This window comes from Microbacterium mcarthurae, assembly GCF_046064585.1.
In the GTDB taxonomy this organism is placed as follows: Bacteria; Actinomycetota; Actinomycetes; order Actinomycetales; family Microbacteriaceae; genus Microbacterium; species Microbacterium mcarthurae.
In genome coordinates, this window is the sequence record NZ_JAROCE010000001.1 from 1,228,469 (window position 1) to 1,251,077 (window position 22,609).

The 22,609-nt window shown below is 70.7% G+C and carries 23 protein-coding genes; 4 read left to right on the plus strand and 19 right to left on the minus strand.

Translation table 11 applies throughout. The features are described 5' to 3' along the window. Positions 1-3: 3 nt before the first annotated feature. Positions 4-1,695: an AMP-binding protein gene (locus P5G46_RS05970; protein WP_408905199.1), complete on the minus strand. Its 1,692-nt coding sequence runs from the start codon at positions 1,693-1,695 to the stop codon at positions 4-6. Between the two features lie 20 nt (positions 1,696-1,715). Next, on the minus strand, positions 1,716-2,678 hold the full coding sequence (locus tag P5G46_RS05975; RefSeq protein ID WP_408905200.1) for an alpha/beta hydrolase: 963 nt from the start codon (positions 2,676-2,678) through the stop codon (positions 1,716-1,718). Between the two features lie 96 nt (positions 2,679-2,774). On the opposite strand from P5G46_RS05975, the gene P5G46_RS05980 reads away from it, so the two are divergent. Then, positions 2,775-3,398 (plus strand): DUF6518 family protein, encoded by a 624-nt coding sequence (locus P5G46_RS05980; RefSeq protein ID WP_408905201.1) that lies wholly within the window; start codon positions 2,775-2,777, stop codon positions 3,396-3,398. Here P5G46_RS05980 and P5G46_RS05985 read toward each other — a convergent pair. The 9 genes from P5G46_RS05985 to P5G46_RS06025 all read right to left on the minus strand — a co-directional run bounded on the left by P5G46_RS05985 (position 3,390) and on the right by P5G46_RS06025 (position 12,159). Then, a complete protein-coding gene (locus P5G46_RS05985) occupies positions 3,390-4,658 on the minus strand; it encodes an ABC transporter ATP-binding protein (protein ID WP_408905202.1) in 1,269 nt (422 codons plus the stop codon). The two genes, P5G46_RS05980 and P5G46_RS05985, sit on opposite strands and share 9 nt — an antisense overlap. Before the next feature lie 11 nt (positions 4,659-4,669). Then, positions 4,670-5,518: a carbohydrate ABC transporter permease gene (locus P5G46_RS05990; protein ID WP_239277227.1), complete on the minus strand. Its 849-nt coding sequence runs from the start codon at positions 5,516-5,518 to the stop codon at positions 4,670-4,672. Beyond that, positions 5,518-6,486: a carbohydrate ABC transporter permease gene (locus tag P5G46_RS05995; RefSeq protein ID WP_375095400.1), complete on the minus strand. Its 969-nt coding sequence runs from the start codon at positions 6,484-6,486 to the stop codon at positions 5,518-5,520. Before P5G46_RS05995 ends, P5G46_RS05990 begins: the two co-directional genes overlap by 1 nt. 8 nt (positions 6,487-6,494) lie before the next feature. Then, complete coding sequence (locus P5G46_RS06000) at positions 6,495-7,760, minus strand: sugar ABC transporter substrate-binding protein (RefSeq protein ID WP_239277228.1); 1,266 nt, start codon at positions 7,758-7,760, stop codon at positions 6,495-6,497. Positions 7,761-7,886: 126 nt separating this feature from the next. Continuing rightward, positions 7,887-8,240 (minus strand): hypothetical protein, encoded by a 354-nt coding sequence (locus P5G46_RS06005; RefSeq protein ID WP_408905203.1) that lies wholly within the window; start codon positions 8,238-8,240, stop codon positions 7,887-7,889. Between the two features lie 78 nt (positions 8,241-8,318). After that, positions 8,319-9,689, minus strand: a complete 1,371-nt coding sequence (locus P5G46_RS06010) for an FAD-dependent oxidoreductase (RefSeq protein ID WP_239277230.1) — start codon at positions 9,687-9,689, stop codon at positions 8,319-8,321. Positions 9,690-9,728: 39 nt separating this feature from the next. Further along, positions 9,729-10,790 carry a polyprenyl synthetase family protein gene (locus P5G46_RS06015; RefSeq protein WP_239277231.1) on the minus strand — a complete coding sequence of 354 codons (1,062 nt, stop codon included), beginning with the start codon at positions 10,788-10,790 and terminating at the stop codon, positions 9,729-9,731. Between the two features lie 76 nt (positions 10,791-10,866). After that, the gene (locus P5G46_RS06020) at positions 10,867-11,586 is read right to left on the minus strand and encodes a demethylmenaquinone methyltransferase (protein WP_408905204.1); all 720 of its coding nucleotides are present in this window, start codon (positions 11,584-11,586) and stop codon (positions 10,867-10,869) included. Between the two features lie 9 nt (positions 11,587-11,595). Beyond that, positions 11,596-12,159: a DUF402 domain-containing protein gene (locus P5G46_RS06025; RefSeq protein ID WP_239277232.1), complete on the minus strand. Its 564-nt coding sequence runs from the start codon at positions 12,157-12,159 to the stop codon at positions 11,596-11,598. Between the two features lie 97 nt (positions 12,160-12,256). Between P5G46_RS06025 and P5G46_RS06030 the strand changes: the two genes are divergently transcribed. Next, entirely contained in the window at positions 12,257-13,471 is a 1,215-nt protein-coding gene (locus tag P5G46_RS06030) for an isochorismate synthase (protein ID WP_239277247.1), read from the plus strand. 2 nt (positions 13,472-13,473) lie between these two features. On the opposite strand, the gene P5G46_RS06035 is transcribed toward P5G46_RS06030, so the two are convergent. Genes P5G46_RS06035 through P5G46_RS06045 form a run of 3 tightly spaced genes read right to left on the minus strand, consistent with a single transcriptional unit; the run spans position 13,474 to position 16,597 of the window. Then, positions 13,474-14,331, minus strand: coding sequence for a polyphosphate kinase 2 family protein (locus P5G46_RS06035; RefSeq protein ID WP_408905205.1), 858 nt, complete (start codon positions 14,329-14,331; stop codon positions 13,474-13,476). 53 nt (positions 14,332-14,384) lie between these two features. Next, positions 14,385-16,166, minus strand: coding sequence for a 2-succinyl-5-enolpyruvyl-6-hydroxy-3-cyclohexene-1-carboxylic-acid synthase (gene menD, locus P5G46_RS06040; protein ID WP_239277234.1), 1,782 nt, complete (start codon positions 16,164-16,166; stop codon positions 14,385-14,387). Positions 16,167-16,168: 2 nt separating this feature from the next. Then, positions 16,169-16,597, minus strand: a complete 429-nt coding sequence (locus tag P5G46_RS06045; protein ID WP_408905206.1) for a PLD nuclease N-terminal domain-containing protein — start codon at positions 16,595-16,597, stop codon at positions 16,169-16,171. 74 nt (positions 16,598-16,671) lie between these two features. Between P5G46_RS06045 and P5G46_RS06050 the strand changes: the two genes are divergently transcribed. After that, positions 16,672-16,983 (plus strand): DUF4229 domain-containing protein, encoded by a 312-nt coding sequence (locus P5G46_RS06050; protein WP_239277236.1) that lies wholly within the window; start codon positions 16,672-16,674, stop codon positions 16,981-16,983. Positions 16,984-16,998: 15 nt separating this feature from the next. Here the strand turns inward: P5G46_RS06050 and P5G46_RS06055 are convergent, their stop codons facing one another. From P5G46_RS06055 to P5G46_RS06070, 4 genes are read right to left on the minus strand one after another with little or no spacing between them, the layout of a single operon-like run. Beyond that, positions 16,999-17,970, minus strand: a complete 972-nt coding sequence (locus P5G46_RS06055; protein ID WP_408905207.1) for a 1,4-dihydroxy-2-naphthoate polyprenyltransferase — start codon at positions 17,968-17,970, stop codon at positions 16,999-17,001. 11 nt (positions 17,971-17,981) lie between these two features. Then, complete coding sequence (locus tag P5G46_RS06060) at positions 17,982-19,133, minus strand: AMP-binding protein (RefSeq protein WP_408905284.1); 1,152 nt, start codon at positions 19,131-19,133, stop codon at positions 17,982-17,984. Positions 19,134-19,161: 28 nt separating this feature from the next. Next, the gene (locus tag P5G46_RS06065) at positions 19,162-20,064 is read right to left on the minus strand and encodes a 1,4-dihydroxy-2-naphthoyl-CoA synthase (protein ID WP_239277238.1); all 903 of its coding nucleotides are present in this window, start codon (positions 20,062-20,064) and stop codon (positions 19,162-19,164) included. A 5-nt stretch (positions 20,065-20,069) separates the two neighbouring features. Next, positions 20,070-20,867 carry an LLM class F420-dependent oxidoreductase gene (locus P5G46_RS06070; RefSeq protein ID WP_408905208.1) on the minus strand — a complete coding sequence of 266 codons (798 nt, stop codon included), beginning with the start codon at positions 20,865-20,867 and terminating at the stop codon, positions 20,070-20,072. Between the two features lie 48 nt (positions 20,868-20,915). Here P5G46_RS06070 and P5G46_RS06075 point away from each other — a divergent pair, with 48 nt between their 5' ends. Next, positions 20,916-21,923, plus strand: a complete 1,008-nt coding sequence (locus P5G46_RS06075; protein WP_239277240.1) for an o-succinylbenzoate synthase — start codon at positions 20,916-20,918, stop codon at positions 21,921-21,923. Here the strand turns inward: P5G46_RS06075 and P5G46_RS06080 are convergent. Continuing rightward, the gene (locus P5G46_RS06080; protein ID WP_408905209.1) at positions 21,910-22,536 is read right to left on the minus strand and encodes a TetR family transcriptional regulator; all 627 of its coding nucleotides are present in this window, start codon (positions 22,534-22,536) and stop codon (positions 21,910-21,912) included. The genes P5G46_RS06075 and P5G46_RS06080 overlap by 14 nt on opposite strands. Positions 22,537-22,609 lie beyond the last annotated feature (73 nt).

Here is a 22,609-nt window from a genome sequence, read left to right on the forward strand (position 1 = left end):
CCGTCAGCCCCGCAGGCGGTCGTCCCGCCACTCGACGACGACGACCTCGCCCCGGGCGGCACGCTCTTCGCGATCGCGCAGTTCGACACGACGGATCTTTCCCGAGATGGTCTTCGGCAACTCCGCGAACTCGATGCGACGCAGACGCTGGAAGGGGGCGAGATTCTCGCGGGCGAAGCGCAGGATCTCCAGCGCGACGTCCTCCCCGGGCTCATGACCGGATGCCAGCACGACGTAGGCCTTGGGCACCGACAGCCGCAGATCGTCCGGGGCGGGCACGACGGCCGCTTCCACGACCGCGGGGTGCTCGATCAGCACGCTCTCGAGTTCGAACGGGCTGATCTTGTAGTCCGAGGACTTGAAGACGTCGTCCGTGCGGCCGATGTAGGTGATGCTGCCGGTCTCGTCGCGGCGCGCGACATCGCCGGTGTGGAAGAGGCCGTCGGCGAACGCATCCGCGTTGCGCTCGGCCTCCCCGACGTATCCCGTCATGAGGTTCACGGGACGTTCGGTCAGGTCGAGGCAGATCTCGCCCTCGTCGGCGCGCTCGCCGGTGAGGGGATCGACGATCACGACCGGGCAACCCGGCAACGGGCGTCCCATCGACCCGGGCACGAGGGGTGCGCCCGGTGTGTTGGCGACGATCGCGGTCATCTCGGTCTGCCCGTATCCGTCGCGGATGTCGAGGCCCCACGCGCGCTGCACGTGCGCGATGACCTCCGGGTTAAGGGGCTCCCCGGCCGACACGACCTCGCGCAGAGCACCGCGACGACCCGTGAGGTCGGCCTGGATGAGCATGCGCCACACGGTCGGCGGCGCGCAGAACGTCGTCACGCGATCGCGCTCGAGTTCGGCCAGCAGCCGGTCGGCCGAGAACCGTGAGTAGTTCAAAGCGAGCACCGTCGCCTCGGCGATCCACGGCGCGAAGAAACAGCTCCACGCGTGCTTCGCCCATCCCGGCGAGCTGATCGCCAGGTGCACGTCGCCGGGCTCCAACCCGAGCCAGTACACGGTGCTCAGGTGCCCCACCGGATACGACGCGTGCGTGTGCTCGACGAGCTTCGGCTTCGACGTCGTGCCCGAGGTGAAGTACAGCAGCAGGCGGTCCTCGGCGGTCGTTCCCGGATGCCGCGACGGCGGCGCATCCGCCTCGAACGCGTCGTCGTACCGGGCCCACCCGGACCGCGCCTCCCCCACGACGACACGGCCGAGCTCCGCCGGGGCGTCATCGAATTTGTCGGCATCCGCGGACCCGGCGATGACGTGGCGGATCTCCGCGCGGACGATGCGATCGGCGAGATCGCCCGGTCCGAGGGCGGTCGTGGTCGGGGCGATCACGCCGCCGAGCTTCATGATCGCGAGCATCGACTCCCACAGCTCGACCTGGTTGCCCAGCATCAGCAGCACCGCATCCCCCGTGCGCACGCCCTGGGATGCCAACCACGCGGCGAGCTGGTCGGAGCGGCGTGCGAGCTCATCGAACGTCCGCTCGTGGTGCGTCTCGTCGTCGTCGACCACGATGAGCGCCGGTCGATCGTTACCCCGCGCCATCGGGTCGAACCAGTCGATCGCCCAGTTGAACGGCCCCTCGACGCGAGGCCACGTGAAGGACGCGGCCCGAGCCGGATCCGTGCGGGCGGCGAGCAGTTCGTCGCGCGCGGCGCGGTACAGCTCGGTGGGGGTGGTCGAGGTCATGGGGCTCCTTCACTCACCCTCTACGCTAGCCACCCCAACCAGCGGTCGAGCGCGGTGTACGCGGCATCCCTGGCCGCGGGCCGCGACAGGAACACGTCGTGCAGCGCCCCGTCGATCCGGGCGATCGTCACCTCCCGCGCGATGCGGGTCGCCGCACGGGCGATGTCGTCCACGACGAGCACCGAGTCCGACCCCAGCATCGCGTCGCTCCACGCCATCGCGGAGGTGGACCGAGCCGACAGCAGCACGAGCGCGGGACACCCGACATCGACCCCGGATGCCACCCGCGCGTGGCCGGCGACGACGGCGGCGAGCCAGCCCGGGTGGGTGGGGAAGCCGCGCTCGGGGCGCCACCCGTCGGGGCTGTCGGGCAGCGACCCGACCTCGCGCTGGGCGCGGGTGTAGAACCCGAGGTCGACCGCGGGATGGGTGCCGAGCGGGTCGATGCGGGCACGGGCGTTGAGGATCGGCGCGAGCGCCTGTCGCCCCAGGGGACCGAGCTGCAGTTCGAGCCACGGGCTGTTGAGAACGACGGCGTGCGCGCGCCCCGGATGCCGCGCGGCCCACAGCGTGAGGGTCAGTCCCCCGGTGCTGTGGCCGAGGAGCACCAGGCGCCGTCCCTGGCCCTCGGTGCCCATGGCATCCAGCGCCGCCTCGATGTCGGCGTCGTAGACGTCGAGCGCCGCAACGTACCCGCGTGTCTGGCCGGGGCGGATGCTGCGGCCGTACTTGCGCAGGTCGAGCGCGTGGAAGCGGGCGCCCCCGTCGGTGAAGAAGCGCGCGAGACCCGTCTGAAAGAAGTAGTCCGACCACCCGTGCACGTACAGCACATCGATCTCGCGCCACGCCCCGAACAGCCGCGCTCCCGGGTGGGGCATCGCGCGGACGAGCGTCGCGACGACCTCTCCCTCGTCATCCGCGCCGAGCGGCAGCGTGCGCTGCTGGAAGCCGTCGCCGAGGATGTCCGGATGCCAGTCCCCCATGGCCTCAGCCTAGGGCGACGACATCCATCGGAAGAATGACACGACCACCCTCTCCGGGAGGACGCGCGCCCGGCCGCCGCTGCCTACCGTGAAGACATGCACCCCCGGCACTGGCTCGTTCCCGCCCTCGTCGTCGCCGCGGCATCGCTCGCGCTCGGCGGCCTCACCAGCTGGGGTCAGACGCTGCTGCCGGACGCCCTGGTGTCGTTCGCGAACTCGGCGGGAGGGTGGACGATCCTCACCTTCGGCGTGATCTGGCTGTCGCGGGTACGGCCGCCGATCGCCGCCGCGTTGGGGATCGTGTCCTTCGTGCTGCTCATCGAGGGGTACCGCATCGTTTCGGGCTGGCGGGGGTACTACTACGCCGAGCCGTTCCAGGACACGTTCACGATCGTGGGAGTGCTCGCCGGTCCCGTCGTCGGGGTGGCGGCGGCACTCGTGCGGTCGGGACCCGCGGGGTGGAAGCCCGTCGCCGCGGCGCCGGTCGCCGCCGTCCTCCTCGGCGAGGGCGTCTACGGACTGACGGTGGTCGCCGCGACGACGAGCCCCGTGTACTGGATCCTGCAGATCGTGCTCGGGCTCGCCCTCATGACGGCCGCGATCCTGCAGGCCCGCCCGCGCATCGCGCCGAGCGTCACCGGCGGTCTCGCCGCGATCGTCGGAGCGAGCCTGTTCGTCGGGTTCTACCTGTGGCTCGGGCAGCTCGGCGCGTCAGCGTGAGGGCGACGCGTTCTCCCGCTCCGCCCGCTCCTTGGCACGCTCCAGCGCGCGCTTGCGCGCGGAGCGGGCGTCTTCCTCCAGCTTCTCGGCCTTCGCTTCGTCGCGGGTGAGGTTGACGCCTGTCTCCGGGTCGAACAGGTGCAGAGAGTCCGGCGAGAACCACAGACGGGCGGTGTCGCCGGCACGGATCGCACTCATGGCATCCAGGGCCACGACGAGCTCGGTGCGCAGGCTCTCGCCGTCCAGGTCGCGGTCCAGTTCGGAGAGCTTCTCCTTCACCGTCGCGTCGGTCTCGTACGGCACGTAGGCGTAGAGCACCTCGCCCAGCCACTCCGTCATCTCGATGTCGAGATCGGCGGTGATGCCGCCCGTGAGATCGCGCTCGGTGGCATCGGCGTCCTCGAACGCGTCGGGGCGGACACCGACGATCACGAGGTCCCGACCCTCGACCGCCGCCCGCAGCCGATCGTCGAGAGGGACATCGGCGAACGGCAGGCGCAGCACGTCGCCGTCGACCGTACCGCTGAGGAAGTTCATCGGCGGTGAGCCGATGAATCCCGCGACGAACAGGTTCACGGGCTGGTCGTACAGTCCGCGCGGGCTCGCGACCTGCTGCAGCTCGCCCCGGCGGAGCACCGCCACACGGTCGCCGAGCGTCATCGCCTCGGTCTGGTCGTGGGTGACGTACACGGTGGTGATGCCGAGCGAGCGTTGCAGTCGCGCGATCTCGGTGCGCATCTGACCGCGCAGCTTCGCATCGAGGTTCGACAGCGGCTCGTCGAACAGGAACGCGCTGGCGTTGCGCACGATCGCCCGTCCCATCGCGACGCGCTGACGCTGACCGCCCGAAAGGTTCGCGGGCTTGCGCTCGAGGTGCTCGTCAAGTTCGAGCAGCTTCGACGCCTTTCGGACGCGCTCGTCGATCTCTTTGTCGTCGAGGTCGCTGGACTTCAGTCGCATCGGGAAGGCGATGTTCTCGTACACGGTCAGGTGCGGGTAGAGCGCGTAGTTCTGGAACACCATCGCGAGGTTCCGGTCCTTGGGCGCCTTGTCGTTGACGACCTCGTCGTCGATCTTCAGTTCGCCGTCCGAGATGTCTTCGAGCCCGACGATCATGCGCAGCAGCGTCGACTTGCCGCAGCCCGACGGGCCGACGAGGATCACGAACTCGCCGTCGGCGATGTCGAGGTCGACGCCCTTGACCGCGGTGAAACCGTCGTCGTAGGTCTTGACGATGCGGTTGAGGGTGATGGATGCCATGGATTCGCTCCTTAGCCTTTGACGGCGCCCTGCGTGAGACCGGACACGATCCGGCGCTGGAAGATCACGACGACGATGACGATGGGGATGGTCACGACGATCGCCGCGGCCGAGATCGCCCCCGTGGGTTCCTCGAACTGCGATGCCCCGGTGAAGAACGACAGCGCCGCCGGCACCGGGCGGGCGGCATCCGTCGAGGTCAACGAGATGCCGTAGACGAAGTCGTTCCAGGCGATGAAGAACGCGATGATCGCGGTGGTGAACACGCCGGGCGCGGCCAGCGGCACCACGGTCTTGCGGAACGCCTCGAACGGCGTGGCGCCGTCGACCTGCGCCGCCTGCTCGAGCTCCCACGGGATCTGACGGAAGAACGCCGCGAGGGTCCAGATGGAGATGGGGAGCGTGAGCGACAGGTACGGGATGATGAGCCCGAGCCACGTGTCATACAGCCCGACGACGCGCCACAGGTTGAACAGCGGCGTCACGATCGACACGATCGGGAACACCGACACCGCGAGCGCCGTGGTGAGGATGACCCGCTTGCCGGGGAAGTCGAGCCGTGCGATGGCGTAGGCGCACAGCGTCGCCAGCACGACCGCGATGAACGTCGCGATGAGGGAGATGCCGATCGAGTTGCGCAACGCCGGCAGGAACAGGTCCTGCGCGCTGCCGCCGGGGGCGAGGATCGTGGCGTAGTTGTCGAGGGTCCACTCCTGCGGAAGCAGCGTGCCCGAGAACAGGCCCGCGGGCGTCTTGAACGACGTCATCGCGATCGAGAACACGGGGAACAGCGACCACACCAGGACGACCGCGATGATGACGATCCACGTGATCCGCTGGGGCCAGGTCATCGCGCGCATTACCCATTCCTCCCTGCGGACAGGTCGACTTTGAAGCCCTTGATGAAGATCCCCGCGATGATCAGGACGCTGAGGAACAGCAGCACCGAGATCGCCGAGCCGAGACCGATCTCCAGCCGTCCGATCGAGGTGTTGTAGGCCAGGAGCGACAGCGCCTCGGTGTCGTTGGCACCCGCGGTCATGATGAAGATGTTGTCGAAGATGCGGAACGCCTCCAGCGTGCGGAACAGCACGGCGACCATGATCGCCGCCTTCATGTTCGGCAGGATGACGCGACGCAGCACCTCCCACGCCGTCGCGCCGTCGACCTTCGCGGCCTCCTCCAGGTCGCCCGGGACCTGCGCGAGACCGGAAAGGAGGAGGAGCGAGATGAACGGCGTCGTCTTCCACACCTCGCTGAGGATGATCACGGTGAGAGAGGTTCCCTGGTAGGCGAACCAGTTGAGGTTCTCGTCGAAACCGGGGATCCACGCCAGCCAGCTGTTCACGTAGCCGCCGGAGTTGATGTCGAACGCGTAGAAGAACGCGAACGCCGAGACCACGGTGATGATGCCGTACGGCACGAGGATCGCGGTGCGGGCGAACCCGCGGAGCTTCTTGATCGCGCGGTGCATGACGAGCGCGAACCCGAACCCGAGGATGAGTTCGAGAAGCACCGTGACGACCGTGATGAAGAGTGTGACCCCCATCGACTGCCAGAACGCCGGGTCTCCGAGGATCACGGCGTAGTTGCGGAACCAGATGAACTCGCGATCGTCCGGCGCGGTCAGGCGAAGACTGAACAACGAGTCCCACAGCGCCTGCACGATCGGGTACAGCGTGACCAGCAGCATGATGCCGAACGCGGGGCCGGCGAGCATCCAGCCGAGGCGAGCCTCGGCGCGCGCACGGTCGGATCGGCGCTTCTTGTGCTTCGGTGCGGAGGGCGTGGCCTCGGTGTCGGTCCGGACTTTGCCGGCCGCGGCGATTTCGGCGGTCACAGCAGCCTCTCCCCTCTCAGCACCGCGAGGATGAAGTCCGTCGACGTCTGCGGCGTGGTGTCGGGGTTCACGGCGTTGGGCGGATGCCACGTGCGCTGGAGCCCGATCGAGATCTCGTTGTAGTACGGCGTCTGCGGCCGCGGGGCGCCGAGGTCGAGCGACTCGCGGATCGTGTCGGCCATCGGAAACTTCTCCTGCACCTCGGGGTCGTCGTAGGCCGCGGTGTTGGAGGGCGGGTTGCCGTTGGTGACGAAGTACTGCGCCTGGTTCTCGGGGCTGACGATGCACGCCACCGCCTGCCAGGCGAGGTCGGTGTGCGCGCTGTACGCGCCGACGCCGAGATTGATCCCCCCGACCGGCGGTGCGGCGGGAGTCCCGGCATCCACCCGCGGGTAGACGGCCCATCCCAGGTCTTCGACGACCTCGGGAGCGGCGCCCTGCATCGCCGGGTAGACGAAGGGCCAGTTGACCATGAACGAGCCGTTGTCGCCCTGGAACAGGTTCATGCTCGCGTTCTCGTCGGCCGTGGGCAGGCCCGAGCCGCCGAGACCGGACGAGCCGATGCGGCCGATGATGTCGGCCGCGGCGCGACCGGCGTCGGTGTCGAGTCCCAGCTGCATCTCGTCGGGGGTGGCGTCGGGGTTCTCGAGGATCTCGCCGCCCGCCGAGGCCACGAGCGCGTTGATCCACACCGTCATCGACTCCGCGAGCGCGCCCTGCACCCCCAGCTGCTTGCTCTGGTCCTCGGCTGCCTGGATGATCTGATCCCACGTGACCGGCTGCGTCATGTCGAGGCCTGCGGCTTCGGCGACCGACTTGCGGTACCAGAGCAGCTGCGTGTTGGCCCAGAACGGCACCGTGACCAGCTCGTCGTTCCAACTCGCGGACTGCACGGCGCCCTGCACGACCCCGTCGGTGTTCTGCAGGTCGTCGGGGACGGGGGCGAGGAACCCCGGCTCGGCCAGTTCGGGGATGAACGGCGGATCCAGGCTCATGATGTCGAGCGAGCGGTCGCTGGCCGCGAGACGCCGGGCGAGCTGCTCGCGCTGCGACGCGGCGTCGCGCGGCAGCAGCGAGGTCTCGATCCGGTATGCCCCGTCTGCGGCTTCCGTGCAGGATGCCGCGATCTCGGCCTGACCGCCGTCGTCGGGGTTGATGTACCACGTGAGGGTCGGCACCCCGTCATCGGCGGAACACGCGCCGAGCGTGCCCGCGAGGGCCAGGGCGGAGACTCCGGCCACGATCCGTCTGGCTCTTCGCATCCGGCCCCCTCGCGTCGTCGCGGGCACCGGCGCCCGCCATCGTGCACTCCATCCTGCCGACGGGGGTCGATTCCGGTCGCGAGGGTTGCCTCGGCCGTGGGATGGGTGTTACTCGCGCGCGGGGCGTCAGGCGGACGGGGGAGCGCCCTTCGTCCCGCGCGCGCCGCGTTGCGCCGTCCGCTCGGTCCGGAACCACCGCGGGGTCAGGAAGGACGGGAACCAGAACAGGGACAGCAGCATGATCGCGATCAGCGCGAAGACGACCACGGCGGCGACCCGCTCCACGCCCAGAGGAACGGCGTCTCCGACCATCGTCAGAACACCGAAGATCACCATGCCGACACCCATGTAGAGCACGCCGAAACCGATCGCGTACGAGAAGACGGGACGCGCGAAGGCCCATCGTCGCCAGCGACCGAGATACGCCGCCACCCCCGCGCCGATGAGGAAGACACCCATCAGGATCGCCGCGATGCTCACTCAACCCCTCCGAACGATCCTCTGGCCCCCCTCGCGCCGAGGGCTGCCCGGCGAGGGGCTGCCCGAGAGCACATCGGGTCACTCGCCGCGCGAGACCCGGATCATCTCCTCGCGCGGAACGACCTTGATGCGGGCACGCTCGTGCGGGGCACCGAGGGCGATCTCGTGCTCGTCGAGACGGTGCCAGCCCGCGAGGTCGGTCCAGCGCACACCGCGCTCGGCCAGGAGCGCCGGGATGGCCTCCTCCTCGGGGTGGGCCGGCCGCCACCACTCGCCCTGGTCGTTGATGAGATGGCGCACCGTCTCCATGGCATCCGACTTGGTGTGGCCGATGAGGCCGACGGGTCCGCGCTTGATCCAGCCGGTCGCATAGAGACCGGGGATCCGCGAGTTCGAGTCGGATGCCAGCACCTGACCCTCGTGGTTCGGGATGACTCCGTGTCGCTCGTCGAAGGGCACGTCGGCCAACGGCGAACCGAAATAGCCCACGGCGCGGTAGATCGCCTGAATCGGCACCTCCCGGATCTCGCCGGTGCCGACGACGCCGCCCTCGGCGTCGGGGCGTGTGCGCTCGTACTTCAGCGCCGCGACCCGGCCCTCGGCATCCGTCACGACCTCGAGCGGCTTCGCCCAGAAGTGCAGGTGCAGGCGGCGGGATGCCTCTCCCCCGGCGTTGTTCGCGCCCGGGCGGGTGCGCCACTGCTGCAGCACACGGTCGATGACCTTGACCTGCTTGTTGGTCTCGATGGCGGTGCGGGAGGCCTCGTCGTAGTCGAAGTCCTCGTCGTAAACGACCATGTCGACGTCGCGCAGCTCGCCGAGCTCGCGCAGCTCCAGCGGGGTGAACTTCACCTGCGCGGGACCGCGGCGGCCGAACACGTGCACGTCGGTGACGGGCGATGCCTTGAGTCCCTCGTACACGTTCGCGGGGATCTCGGTCGGGAGCAGGTCGTCCGCGTGCTTGGCGAGGATGCGCGTGATGTCGAGGGCGACGTTGCCGTTGCCGATGACCGCGACCGACTCGGCCTCCAGCGGCCACTCGCGCGGCACGTCGGGGTGCCCGTCGAACCAGCTGACGAAGTCGGCGGCGCCGTAGGAGCCCTTCGCGTCGATCCCGGGGATGTCGAGATCGGCGTCGCGGATGGCGCCGGTGGCGAAGATCACCGCGTTGTAGTGCTGCTTGAGGTCGTCGAGGGTGATGTCCTCACCGAAGCGCACGTTGCCGAAGATCCGGATGTCGCCGCGGTCGAGCACCTCGCGCAGGGCCGTGATGACGCCCTTGATGCGCGGGTGATCGGGCGCGACGCCGTAGCGGACGAGACCGTACGGGGCGGGCAGCTGCTCGAACAGGTCGATCGACACGTCGAACTGGCGCTCGGCCTTCAGCAGGATGTCGGCGGCGTAGATGCCGGCGGGTCCGGCTCCGACGATGGCAAGGCGCAGCTTCATGGGAATCCTCTCGATCGTGATCGGGGGGTGTGGAAAAGGTCAGGCGGAGCGGTCGGCCACCGCGCGCGCGAAGCGCGTCAGGGCCTCGCGGACGGCACCGTCCGGCAGCGGAGCGAGCGCGTCGATCGCTTCCTGCGACCAGCGGTGGGCCAGGTCGAGCGTCTCGCGCGTGGTCTCGTGCTCACGAAGCTCGGTGAGCGCGTCGTCGAGGATCGCCGGGTCGGCGCCGGCGGCGATGCGGTCCTGCCCCTCGTCGATGCGGGCCCGCAGGTCGGCGGATGCCTGATCGGTGCGGTGTCCGAGGAGGAGGTACGGCATCGTCGGAACGCCCGCGCGCAGGTCGGTGCCGGGCACCTTGCCCGTCTCGGAGGGATCGGGCGACAGATCGATGACGTCGTCGAGCAGCTGGAAAGCGACGCCCGCCTTCTCGCCGAAGACGACCATGGGTGCCTCGAACTCCTCGGGAGCCCCCGAGTAGATGACACCCGATTGGGCGGCCGCCGCGATCAGCGAGCCCGTCTTGTCGGCGAGTACGCGCAGGTAGAACTCCACCGGCTCGTCGCCCTCTTGCGGGCCCACGGTCTCGTGCATCTGCCCGAGCACGAGACGCTCGAACGTGTCGGCCTGCAACTGGATCGCGCGCTCACCGCGGCGCGCCATGAGCTGGCTCGCGCGGGAGAACAGCAGATCGCCCGTGAGGATGGCGATGTTGTTGCCCCACACGGTCTGAGCGCTCGGCACGCCGCGCCGCTTGTCTGCGCCGTCCATGACGTCGTCGTGGTACAGCGACCCCAGGTGCGTCAGCTCCAGAGCCGTGGCGACCTCGACGACCTCGGTCGTGGTGCCCTGCCCGAGCTGCGCCGTCAGGATCGCGAGCATGGGACGCACCCGTTTGCCGCCGGCCTCGTACAGATAGCGGGCGGTGACATCGGCGAGCTTGTCGGCGCTGCGTACCTCGCGCTCCAGCGTGCTCTCGACGAGGTCGAGACCGGCCTCGACGGTGGAGAGCAGGGTGCGCGCGCGCAGCCCGCCGAAGATGCGGTCACTCAGGCCCAGCTTGCCCGACAGGCGGGAGCCGGCCGCGGGCGGTCTCGGGGTCACGATTTCCAGCCTATCCTGGCGCGGTCACAGGCCGCCGACGGTATCTCGACGGTTGACAGGGCGCGCATCGTCCGGGCTACGCGCCGGGGTTGACTCCGCGGTGGAGGGCCACGATGCCGAAGGTGAGGTTCCGGTACGCCACGTCGGCCCACCCGGCGTCCCGCATCCACGACGCCAACGTCGGCTGATCCGGCCAGTCGCGGATCGACTCGTTGAGATAGTCGTACGCCTCGGCGTTCGAGCTGACCGCCTTCGCGACCACCGGCAGGACGCGGTCGTTGTAGAAGCGGTAGACACCGTTGAACGCCCGGGACGGCGGATGCGAGAACTCGCACACCACGATGCGTCCCCCCGGCCGCGTCACACGGCGGAGCTCCCGCAGCGCGCGACGAGGATCGTTGACGTTGCGCAGGCCGAACGACATCGTCACCGCGTCGAACTCCCCGTCCTGGAACGGCAGGTCGGTGGCATCCGCCTGCACGAACTCGAGATTCGGGACGTCGCCGTGACGGCGACGGCCCTCGGCGATCATGCCGCGCGAGAAGTCGGCGGCGACCACGTGCGCACCGCTCGGGACGAACGCCATCGACGACGTCCCGGTGCCGGCGGCGAGGTCGAGGATCCGCTCGCCGCGCCGCGGCGCGACGGCCCGGAGGGTCGCGACGCGCCAGAACCGGTCGTTGCCGAGGCTCAGCACCGAGTTCGTCCGGTCGTAGGCCGCGGCCACCTGGTCGAACATGCCGCTGACGCGCTGGGGATCCTTGCCGAGATCGGCGCGGTTGGGGTCGCTGCTCACGCGTCGAGTCTAGGCGCGGGCCGCGGCGTCGGCCCCGGGTTGCGCGAGGTCGGCGAGGCGCTGCAGCCACGGCCCGGTCACCTCGTCCGAGAACGGCGCCTCACCCGCCCGCACGCGGCGCTCGAGGTCGACCGCGACGGATTCGAGGTGCGTGACGACGTCGGCCGGGTACCCGTACCGGACGCGGTGATCGTCCCACTCGTCGCGGTCGTCGATCCACGTGCCCCGTTCATCGGTCCGACGCACGACGTCGAGGTCCATGTCGACGCCCACCGGGGCGCCCTCCTCGTTCCATCCGGCGTCCCACGCGAGATCGATGTAGACGGCGACCGGGTGCGGTGCTGCGTTGTGGGTGAAGGCCCAGTCACCGCTGGCGGGCACGAGCGTCACGTTCGGCTCGCGGCAGACGAACTCGCGCCCCGGACGCACACTGCGCCAGCCGACCCGCTGTCCGAACCAGTCGCCCCACTCATCGGAGCCGAGGTACACGCAGTCCTGCTCCCAGTGCGGCGAGCCGTCCCATTTGCGCCAGCGGAACACGAGCCGGGTGCCGGGTGCGGGACGGGAGGTCATGCCGCGAGTCTAAGTCGCGGTCTACTGTGGGAACGTGCAGGAACCGGCGGATGACCTCGTCCCGCGTCTGCGTGTCGTCACGCGCGAGCTGCCCCCGATGGAGGACGTGCTCGGCTACACCACCGGGTACGACCCGCTCTTCTGGAGCCGCCGTGGTGAGTCGCTCGCGGGCTTCGGCGACCTTCTGACGCTGCGGTACACGGGCGCTCAGCCGGGGGATGCCACGATCGCCGACCGCTGGCGGCGCATCGCCGCGGCCGCCGAGGTCGACGATCCGGTCCGGCTTCCGGGCACGGGTCTGGTGGCGTTCGGGTCGTTCGTGTTCGATCCGCGGTCGGAGCGCGAGAACGTCCTGCGCGTCCCGGGCACGATCGTGGGTCGCTACGGCGGACGCGCGTGGGTGACGCGCATCGCCTTCGCCGACACCCCCGACGAACCCGAGCCCGACCTGCCACCGCGGTCGCCGTTCGGCCCCCACTGGTCGGCCACCCTCGGCCCCGGCCAGCAGACCGCCGAGGGGTATCAGGATGCCGTCCGCCAGGCCGTCGAAGCGGTGCACGGCGGCGAAGTGGGCAAGGTCGTGCTCGCGCGCGACATCACGGGAACCGTGCCGGCCGGATCCGACCTGCGGCGGCTCGCCCGCGCTCTCCTCGAGGGCTACCCGGACTGCTGGGTGTTCGCCGTGGACGGGCTGATCGGCGCGAGCCCCGAGACCCTCGTGACGGTGTCCAGCGGCACCGTCACCGCTCGCGTCCTCGCCGGTACGGTCGCGCGCGGCGGCGACGCCGACAGCGACGTCGCCGCGGCTCTCGCCCTGACCGAGAGCGCGAAAGACCAGGAGGAGCACCGGTTCGCCGTGCAGAGCGTGCTCGCGGCCCTCCGGCCGCACACCTCGGCGCTCGCCGCGGCCGAACAGCCCTTCACGCTCAAGCTTCCCAACGTCTGGCACCTCGCCACCGACGTCGAGGGAGAGCTGTCGGAGGCGGCATCCGCGCTCGACCTCGTCGCGGTGCTCCACCCCACCGCCGCCGTCGCCGGAACCCCCACGGCGGCCGCGATGGAGGTCATCCGACGACTCGAACCGTTCGACCGCGGCCGCTACGCCGGGGCGGTCGGATGGATCGACGCCTCGGGGGACGGGGAGTGGGCGATCGCCCTGCGGTGCGCTCAGATCGACCGCGCGGCCCCGTCGTCGCCCACCGCGCCGATCACGGCGTACGCGGGAGCGGGCATCGTCGCCGACAGCGTTCCCGAATCGGAGCTGCTCGAGACCCGCGTGAAGTTCCGGCCGATCGTGGAAGCCCTGGCCTGACCTCAGGATGCCGCGAGGCGCTGCTTCTCCGTCGCGATGTCGTAGTCGGCGCCCGGCCACTGCGGGTCGATGTCGGCGAGAGCGTCGATGAGGAGCTGTTGCACGGCCAATCGTGCGTACCACTTGCGGTCGGCGGGCACGACGTGCCAGGGGGCGAGCGGCGTCGACGTGCGCTCGAGCGCGACCTGGTAGGCATCCATGTAGTCGTCCCAGAGCGCGCGCTCGTCGACGTCGGAGGGGTTGTACTTCCAGTGCTTGTCGGGCCGCTCCAGACGGTCCGCCAGCCGCTCGCGCTGCTCCTCCTTGGAGATGTGCAGCATCACCTTGACCACGCGGATGCCGAGTTCCGCCGCCTCCGCCTCGAACGCGACGATCGCGCCGTAGCGTCGTTCGATCTCGTCCGCGGGTGCGAGTTCGCGGACGCGACCGATCAAGACGTCCTCGTAGTGCGACCGGTCGAAGACGCCGAGGCGGCCGGCATCCGGGAGGCGTTTGCGGATGCGCCACAGGAAGTCGTGCGAGAGCTCTTCGGCGGTGGGCTTCTTGAACGACGCCAGCTCCACGCCCTGCGGGTCGACGGCCCCGACGACGTGCTTGACGATGCCGCCCTTGCCGGCGGTGTCCATCGCCTGCAGCACCAGCAGCACCGACCCGGTGGCGGTGCCCGCGACGCTCTGCGCGAAGAGCCGCTCCTGGAGGTCGGCGAGCGGCGCCACACCCGCTTCGAGGTCCGCCTTGCCCTGATCCTTGTCACCGTCGTACCCGGGGGTCGCGCGGGTGTCGACATCGACGAGACGGAAGCCCGGAGCGACGCTCAGGGCATCGGCGGCGGGCGTGGACCAGCGGCTGTGCGAACTCATCGTCACATCGTGGCGGGGGACGGTGGTGCGCGCCAGTGGTTGACGGACGGCGCTCAACGGTCCAGGGGCACCTCGATGAGCTGCCGGCCTCCGACGGGAGCGGTGAGCGCCTGATCGAGCGCGACCCGCGTCGTGATACGGCGGTACTCCCACCCGTAGGCGAGCGCGAGATGCTCGAGCCGGACGTTCTGGGGTGTGTACTGCACCCGCTCCATCGCGTCCTCGCCGGCGACGGATGCCACCTCCAGACCGTCGAAGATCGTCCCTCCGCCGTCGTTGCCCACGATCACCTGCAACCGCGGCTCGTCCTCTCCGGGCGGAAGCAGCATCGCCCCGGCGTCGTGGAGGAAAGCGAGGTCGCCGAGGAGCACGCGTGTCACACCCGGGCGCTCGCCGTCCTGACTGGCCACGGCCACACCGGTCGCCGTGGCGATGGTGCCGTCGATCCCGGCGAGCCCCCGATTGGCGTGCACCGCCACCTTCTTGCCGCCGAGCAGATCGTCGGCGACACGGACGAGGCGCGACGAACCGAACACGAGACGGTCGTGGGGCCACGTGGCCCGCCACAGCGCGTCGACCAGGGTCGCGCGGTCGATCGGCGCGCGCATGACCTCGACCTCGGCGTTGATCGCGCCCAGGCGCTCGTGCGGGACAGCCGACGAAAGACCGTCCGCGTCGGGGGCGGGCGGGCTGAGGTCGACGGCGGCGGCGCGAGACGCCCGCATCCACTCCCCCAGCCACGCGCGATCCTCGGCACCGGCGGCCCGCACGGCGTCCACCGCGTGGGTGGCCCCGTTGAGATTGACCGGCTCCCCCGGGCCTCGGACGGCGATGACCTCGACGTCCTCCCGCGAGAGCAGACGCACCACCTCGCGGCTCAGGGTCGGGTGACCGAACACGACCGCGCGCTCGACCCGCCCGCCGAGCTCGGGCTCGCGCAGCAGAGCGCGGTACGCGTGGACCACGGAGCGTCCGAAGCGCGCCCCGCTGACGATCTCGGCGACGAGCGGGAAACCGCCCCGGTGGGCCAGCTCCTCCGCGGCGGGGCCGGCATCCGCTCCCGCGACGACGATCGTTCGCGGTCCCGACTCGAGCACGTACGGCGCCTCGGGCTCGGGCGGGAGGTCGGCGATACCGATTCCCCCGCCGCCCTGGTAATGCGCGCCCGAGGCGTCGCCCTCGTCGGCCGCGGCGTCTTCCGAGGCTGCGGCACGCGTGGCGCGGTCGACGAGCCACCGCGGGGCGGCCCCGGCGAGGGGCTCGCGCAGCGGGACGTTGAGGTGCACCGGCCCCGCGGGCCGGGCGCCCTCCCCCAGCGCCGCGGCCAGCGCCGTCGCAGCGGCTTCATCGAAGACGGCGGTCTGGCTGCCCCCGGCATCCGGATCCACGTCCTCGGGCACGGGAAGGTCGGCCTCGTAGCGCGCCGCCGAGCGGAAGAGCCCGGGTTGGCGCGTGGTCTGGTTCGCTCCGACCCCGCGCAGCTCGGGCGGGCGATCGGCGGTGAGGAGGATGAGCGGCACACCCGCGTGGTGGGCTTCCAACACGGCCGGCAGGAGGTTCGCCACAGCCGTCCCCGACGTGCAGATCACGGCGGCGGGAACGCCGGTCTCGCGGCCGATCCCCAACGCGGTGAAGCCCGCGACGCGTTCGTCGATGCGGACGTGCAGCCGCACGATCCCCGCCCGCTCCAGGTCGGCGGCGACGAGCGCGAGCGCCTGCGAGCGGGACCCGGGGCTGACGACCAGGTGCCGGACTCCGCGAGAGACGAGACCGGCCAGGAGCGCGGCGGCCGCGTCGGTCGCCGGGGCCGCGGAGCCCCGTTCCTCTCGTGCCACGGTCAGCCGACGGCGCCGCGCTGACCGCGGGTGTCGTCGTCGCCCTTGCCCGGGTCACCATCGGCGTCACCGTCGGGCTCGGCGGGCGGACGCTTGTCGCGGGGGTCGTCGGCGGCGGAGTCGAGCTGCGCGAGTTCTTCCTCGAGACGTCGGATCCGCTCGTCCTGGTCGGCGCGAGCACGCGCGGACAACCCGCCGAGGAACTCGGGGTCGTCGTCGGGCGCACGCCGTACGACGGGGCGGCCGGCGCGGCCGCGACCGATGAGGAACCACAGGATGCCGCCCAGCACCGGAACCAGGATCACGATCACCATCCAGGCGGGCTTGCTGACCCCGCGATGGCGTGCGGCCGGTTGAACGGCGCAATCGACGATCGTGTAGACCCAGAATGCGATCGCCACGAGCGCCAGGATCAGCAACAGGCGTGCCATGACCCGATTCTACCGGCGCTGCCTGGACACCGGCCGGGCGCCGGGGTGTCAGCCGGCGGTCGTAAGCTAGGAATATGCGTGCCCGTTCCGCCCTGGTCTACACGGTGCTGCGCCTGCTGGCCTTCCTGGTGCCCCTCGGCATCCTGCTGCTGTTCCCGATCTTCCGGGAACTGCCGTGGTTGGCGGCCGTCTTCGCCGCGCTGATCGGTCTGAGCCTGTCGCTGCTGTTCCTCCGGCGCCCCCTCGATCAGGTGACCGGCGACCTCGCCGCCCGTCGCGCGGAGCGCCGCGCCGCGAACCGCCGCACCGGGGCGGAGACGGATGCCGACGTCGAGGACGCCGTCGTGGACTCGACGAGCGACGAGCGCCCCGGCTCCGAACGCTGAGGCCGGCTTCGCGGGTCAGGCCACGAACGCCCAGAACAGGATCGCGCCGTAGCCGACCGACGTGAAGCTCGTCACCTGAAGCGCGACGATGAGCTCGCGCGGCGCCCGGTAGGTCCAGACGATGAGGATCGCCGACAGCGCGCCGAGCAGAGCCAGGAGCGTCAGCCACGCGATCGGGTACACCAGCGCGAGGAACACCGAGATCGCGAAGGGCACGAGGACGAACACGCTGAACAGCACCTGCGTCGCGCGTCGGCCGATGAGCACCGAGAGGGTGCGCTTGCCCGCGAGACGGTCCTGGTCGATATCGCGGAGGTTGTTCGGCAGCAGAACCGCGCACGCGAAAAGGCCGGCGGCCACGGCACCGAACCACGCTTCCTGCGGCAGCGACTGCACCTGGAGCCACGTCGTGCCGAGGGTGGCGACCAGGCCGAAGAAGACGAAGACGAAGACCTCTCCGAGGGCGTTGTAGCCGTAGGGCCGCTTGCCACCGGTGTAGAACCAGGCGGCGACGATGCACGCGGCGCCCACGGCGATGAGCCACCACTGCCCGGTGCGGATGACGAGCGCGAGACCCACGAGCGCGGCGAGCGCGAAGAACGCCAACGCCACGATCAGCACCGTGCGCGGTTTCGCCTTCTTGCCGCCCGTGAGCCGGCCCGGCCCGACCCGGACGTCATCGGTGCCGCGGATGCCGTCGCTGTAGTCGTTGGCGTAGTTGACGCCGATCTGCAGCGCGAAGGCGACCGCGAGGCACGCGAGCGCGATCACCCAGTGGAGCTGACCGTCGACGAGGGTCGCCGCTCCCGTGCCGATGAGCACGGGCGTGATCGCCAGCGGCAGGGTGCGCAGCCGAGCGGCGCCGATCCAATCGCGCGCGGTCGCGGGGGTCGCCGCGCGCGGAACGGGTCGGTGGGCCTTCTGGGGATTTCCCCCGGGACGCCGCTTCGGGGCGGGACGCGAGCGCTTGCGAGACTGTGCTGCCACGGAGGGAAAGCCTAATTCTTCGCGGGGCCGAACCGGGCTCGCAGGGCGGCACGGTCGGGTTTGCCGGATGCCAGGAGCGGCACGGCATCGACCAGCACGAGACGTGCCGGGCGGGCGACCGGCCCGATCACGGCGGCCACTTCGGTGCGCACGAGATCGAGGGTCCTCCCCTCGTCGAGGCCCGGACGGTGCGGTGCGATGACCGCGGACCCCTGGCCCCAGCGCTCGTCGTCGACGGGGATCACGACGGCCGATTCCAAGCCGGGGATGCCACGCACCGCCGCCTCGACGCGGTCGAGCGAGACGTTGACCCCACCCGAGACGATGACGTTGTCGAGCCGCCCGGTGACCCGCAGCACACCGTCGGCCAGGTCACCGCCGTCTCCTGTGCGGTACCACCGGGCGCCGTCGGCATCCACGGGGAAGAGTTCGGCCGTGCGATCCGGGTCGCCGACGTAGCCGTCCGCGAGGGTGGGACCGGAGATGCGCACCTCGCCGTCGACGATCGCGACCTTCACCCCGTCGAGCGCTCGCCCGTCGTACACGCATCCCCCGCAGGTCTCGGTCGAGCCGTAGGTGCGCACGATCCGCGCCCCCGCGGTCTGGGCGCGCTCCCGGAGGGCGGGAGCGAGGGCCTGGCCGCCGACGAGGATGGCCTCGAACGACCGCAGCGCGCGGGCGACGTCGGAATCGTCTTCGGCGGCGTCGAGAAGTCGCTGCAGCTGTGCCGGCACGAGGGAGGTGTAGGTCGGGACGCGGATGCCGTTCTCGTACGACGCCATTCCCAGGGCCGCGGCGGCGAACGGTTCCGGGCGGAACGGCCCGGTGAGCATCGCGGGCTCCCGGCCGTTCACGAGCGCCCGGACGAGCACCTGCACCCCCGCGACGTAGGTCGCCGGGACCGCGAGCAGCCACGCCCCCTCGCCGATCCGGGCGGAGGTCGCGAACGCACTGGCGATGAGCGCGTTTCGTCCGATCGCGACGGACTTGGGCACCCCCGTCGACCCCGAGGTGGTGATGACCGCGGCTGTTCCGGCGGCCACCTCGGTGGGGAGGACCGCGTCGCCGCCGAGCGCGACGGCGGGCCCTGCCCCCAGGACCGCGTGGCGGAGCGCCCGCAGCACGTCGCGCGGGCCGTCGGACGTCAACCGCTCGAGCTTCACGACCGCACCGGGCCGCGGCATCCGAGGATCAGTAGTGCCACGGGACGCCCGACCAGTCGGGGTCGCGCTTCTGCAGGAACGAATCCCGCCCCTCGGCGGCCTCGTCGGTGCCGTACGCCAGCCGCGTGGCCTCGCCCGCGAACAGCTGCTGGCCCACCAGGCCGTCGTCGACCGCGTTGAACGCGAACTTGAGCATGCGAATGGCCGTGGGAGACTTCGTGAGGATGGTGCGGGCCATCGCGAGGGCTTCGCGCTCGAGGTCGACGTGCGGCACGACGCGATTCACCGCGCCCATCTCGTACGCCCGCTGCGCTGAGTACTCCTCGGCGAGGAAGAAGATCTCCCGCGCGAACTTCTGCCCGATCTGCCGCGCGAAGTAGGCCGAGCCGTAACCGGCGTCGAACGATCCCACGTCGGCATCCGTCTGCTTGAAGCGTCCGTGCTCGGCGCTTGCGATCGACAGGTCGCACACGACGTTGAGCGAATGCCCCCCGCCCGCCGCCCACCCGGGAACGACCGCGATGACCACCTTCGGCATGAACCGGATGAGCCGCTGCACCTCGAGGATGTGCAGCCGTCCCGCGCGGCCGTGATCGGCCACGGCGTCCTCGTCCTCGGAGTACTTGTACCCGTCGCGCCCCCGGATGCGCTGGTCGCCGCCGGAGCAGAACGCCCACCCGCCGTCCTTCGGGCTGGGCCCGTTGCCGGTGAGGAGGACGACGCCGATGCGGTGGTCCTGCCGCGCGATGTCGAGAGCCCGGTACAGCTCATCGACGGTGTGCGGCCGGAAGGCGTTGCGCACCTCGGGACGGTCGAACGCGATCCGGGCGACACGGCCGTCGTGCGTGACGTGGGCCGTGATGTCGGTGTACCCCTTGGCGCCGGGCGCCAGGGTCCACTCGGCGGGGTCGAAGATGTCGGAGACGCTCACGGGACTCAGGCGTTCTTCGCGTCCCGCCAGGCGAGCCAGCGCTCAATGATCGAGTAGTCCCAGTCCGGACCCGAGAACCCGAGCGTGAACAGCCGGGTCCCCGCGTCGAACAGCGCGTCGGCGACGTCCTCGTCGCGGTCCTTGAGCTCGTTCGACACGACCAGGCCCGACAGGTCGCGCCCCTCGGTCTCGGCCCAGCGCTCGATGACCTCGAACTTGTGCGGCAGCTCCTCGGGGGTGACGAAGCTGTGCCAGATGTCGGCGTGACGGGCGACGATGCGCAGCGTCTTCTGCTCGCCCTTGCCGCCGATCATGACGGGGATCTTCCGCGTGGGCGCGGGGTTGAGCTTGCCCCAGCGCTCGACGATGCGGTCGAGGTCGCCGGCGAGCGCGTTCAGGCGCGAGCCCGCCGTGCCGAACTCGTAGCCGTACTCGTCGTAGTCGCGCTGGAACCACCCCGACCCGGTGCCGAAGATGAAGCGACCGGTGTCGCCGCCCTTCTTGCTGATGTGGTCGATGGTGCGGGCCATGTCGGCCTGCAGGTCGGCCCCGCGATAGCTGTTGCAGTTGACCAGGGCGCCGAACTCCACCCGCTCGGTCTGCTCCGCCCACGCGGCGAGCATCGTCCACGACTCGAAGTGCTCACCGTCGGGGTCGCCGTAGAGCGCGAAGAAGTGGTCCCAGTTGAACAGGATGTCGACGCCCATCTCCTCGAGGCGGAAGACGGCGTCACGGATGTCGGAGTACTGCACGTGCTGCGGCTGGATCTGGACGCCGAGCCGGACCGGGGTGTCGAAGAGCATGGCGTCAGCCTATTCCCGGCGGTCCGGGGCGCGGGCCAGGATGGGACGATGAGCCCCACCGCGCTTCCCCCGCTCGCCGACGTCCTGGCCACGGCCCGCGTCGTCGCCCTCCCGCTGGCGACCCGGTTCCGTGGCATCCGGACGCGCGAGGCCGTCGTGTTCGAAGGGCCCGAGGGGTGGACGGAGTTCTCGCCCTTCATCGAGTACGACGACGCGGAGGCCGCGACGTGGCTCGCGGCGGCCGTGGACTTCGGGTGGCATCCCACCCCTCCGCCGCTTCGCGCGAGCATCCCCGTGAACGCCACGGTCCCCGCGGTCACCGCGGACGAGGTCGACGCGGTCCTCGCCCGCTTCGACGGATGCCGCACGGCCAAGGTCAAAGTCGCCGAGGCCGGCCAGGTGCTCGCCGACGATGTCGCGAGGGTCCGCGCGGTCCGCGCGGCCATGGGGCCCGAGGGCCGCATCCGCGTCGATGCGAACGGCGGGTGGAACGTCGACGAGGCCGAGCGCGCCGTCCACGCCCTCGCCGAGTTCGACCTCGAGTACATCGAGCAGCCGTGCGCCGAGGTCGACGAACTCGCGCAGCTGCGACAGCGCATCGGCTACCTCGACATCCCGATCGCTGCGGACGAGAGCGTCCGCAAGGCGGCCGACCCCCTCCGGGTCGCACGCGCGGGCGCGGCCGACCTGCTCGTGATCAAGGCGCAGCCGCTCGGCGGGGTCCGCGCCGCGCTCGCCCTCGTCGCCGATGCGGGCCTGCCGGCCGTGGTCTCCAGCGCCCTGGACACCTCGATCGGACTGTCGATGGGACTCGCCGTGGCCGCCGCGCTTCCCGACCTCGAATACGACTGCGGCCTCGGCACGGCATCCCTGTTCACCGCCGACGTCGTCGCCGAACCCCTCCGGCCGCGCGCGGGGGCTCTGGCCGTGTCTCGTCCCGTACCGACCACGGCGGGGCTCGACAGGGTCGCCGCGCCCGCCGAGCGACGCGACCTGTGGCTGCAGCGCCTCACCCGGTGCTATCGGCTGCTCGAGGCCGACGTCACTCGAGGATGAGCGCCACGAGGTGCGCCAGACGTTCGGCGAGGTCACGCCGGGCGCGGTTCGGGTCGCGTCGTGTGATGAGCGCGTGCTCCGACGCGGCGATCCACGTGGACAGCAGCAGATCGGTCGCTTCGTCGAGGGGCAGGCGCAATGACAGGCCGCGCGCCTGTGCGACATCGCGTACGAGGTGGGCGACGTTCTCGGAGAGTCCGCGGTCAAGCGCCAGGTACGCCTCCGCGAAATCGCCGTTGCGCAGCGCCTGCACGCGGATCTCGGCCCCGAGCAGGACGTCGAGCCGGTCGTGTCCCGCGACCTCGAGCACCTCCTGCACGATCTTGCGCACCTCGTTGTCGGCATCCAGTTCGGTGACCTCGAGCGAGGCGACACGCTCGCGCACGGCCGTGAGCGTCGTGTCGGCCGAGCGCCCGCAGAGGGCCAGGAAGAGCTCCTCCTTGGAGGCGAAGTTCGAGTAGAAGGCCCCGCGGGTGAAGCCGGCGCGTTCGCAGATGGCCTCGACCGAGGACGCGTCGATCCCCTCTTCGGCGAACATCTGGGCCGCGGCATCCATGAGTCGGGTGCGGGTGTTCTCGCGTCGTCGCGACGGCGCCGGTGCCGTATCGGTCATGCCGCGCTCCTCTTCGTTTCACGGGCGAGACTCAGGTTGTAGGTCAGCCCGCATCACTACGATACAGTCTTGT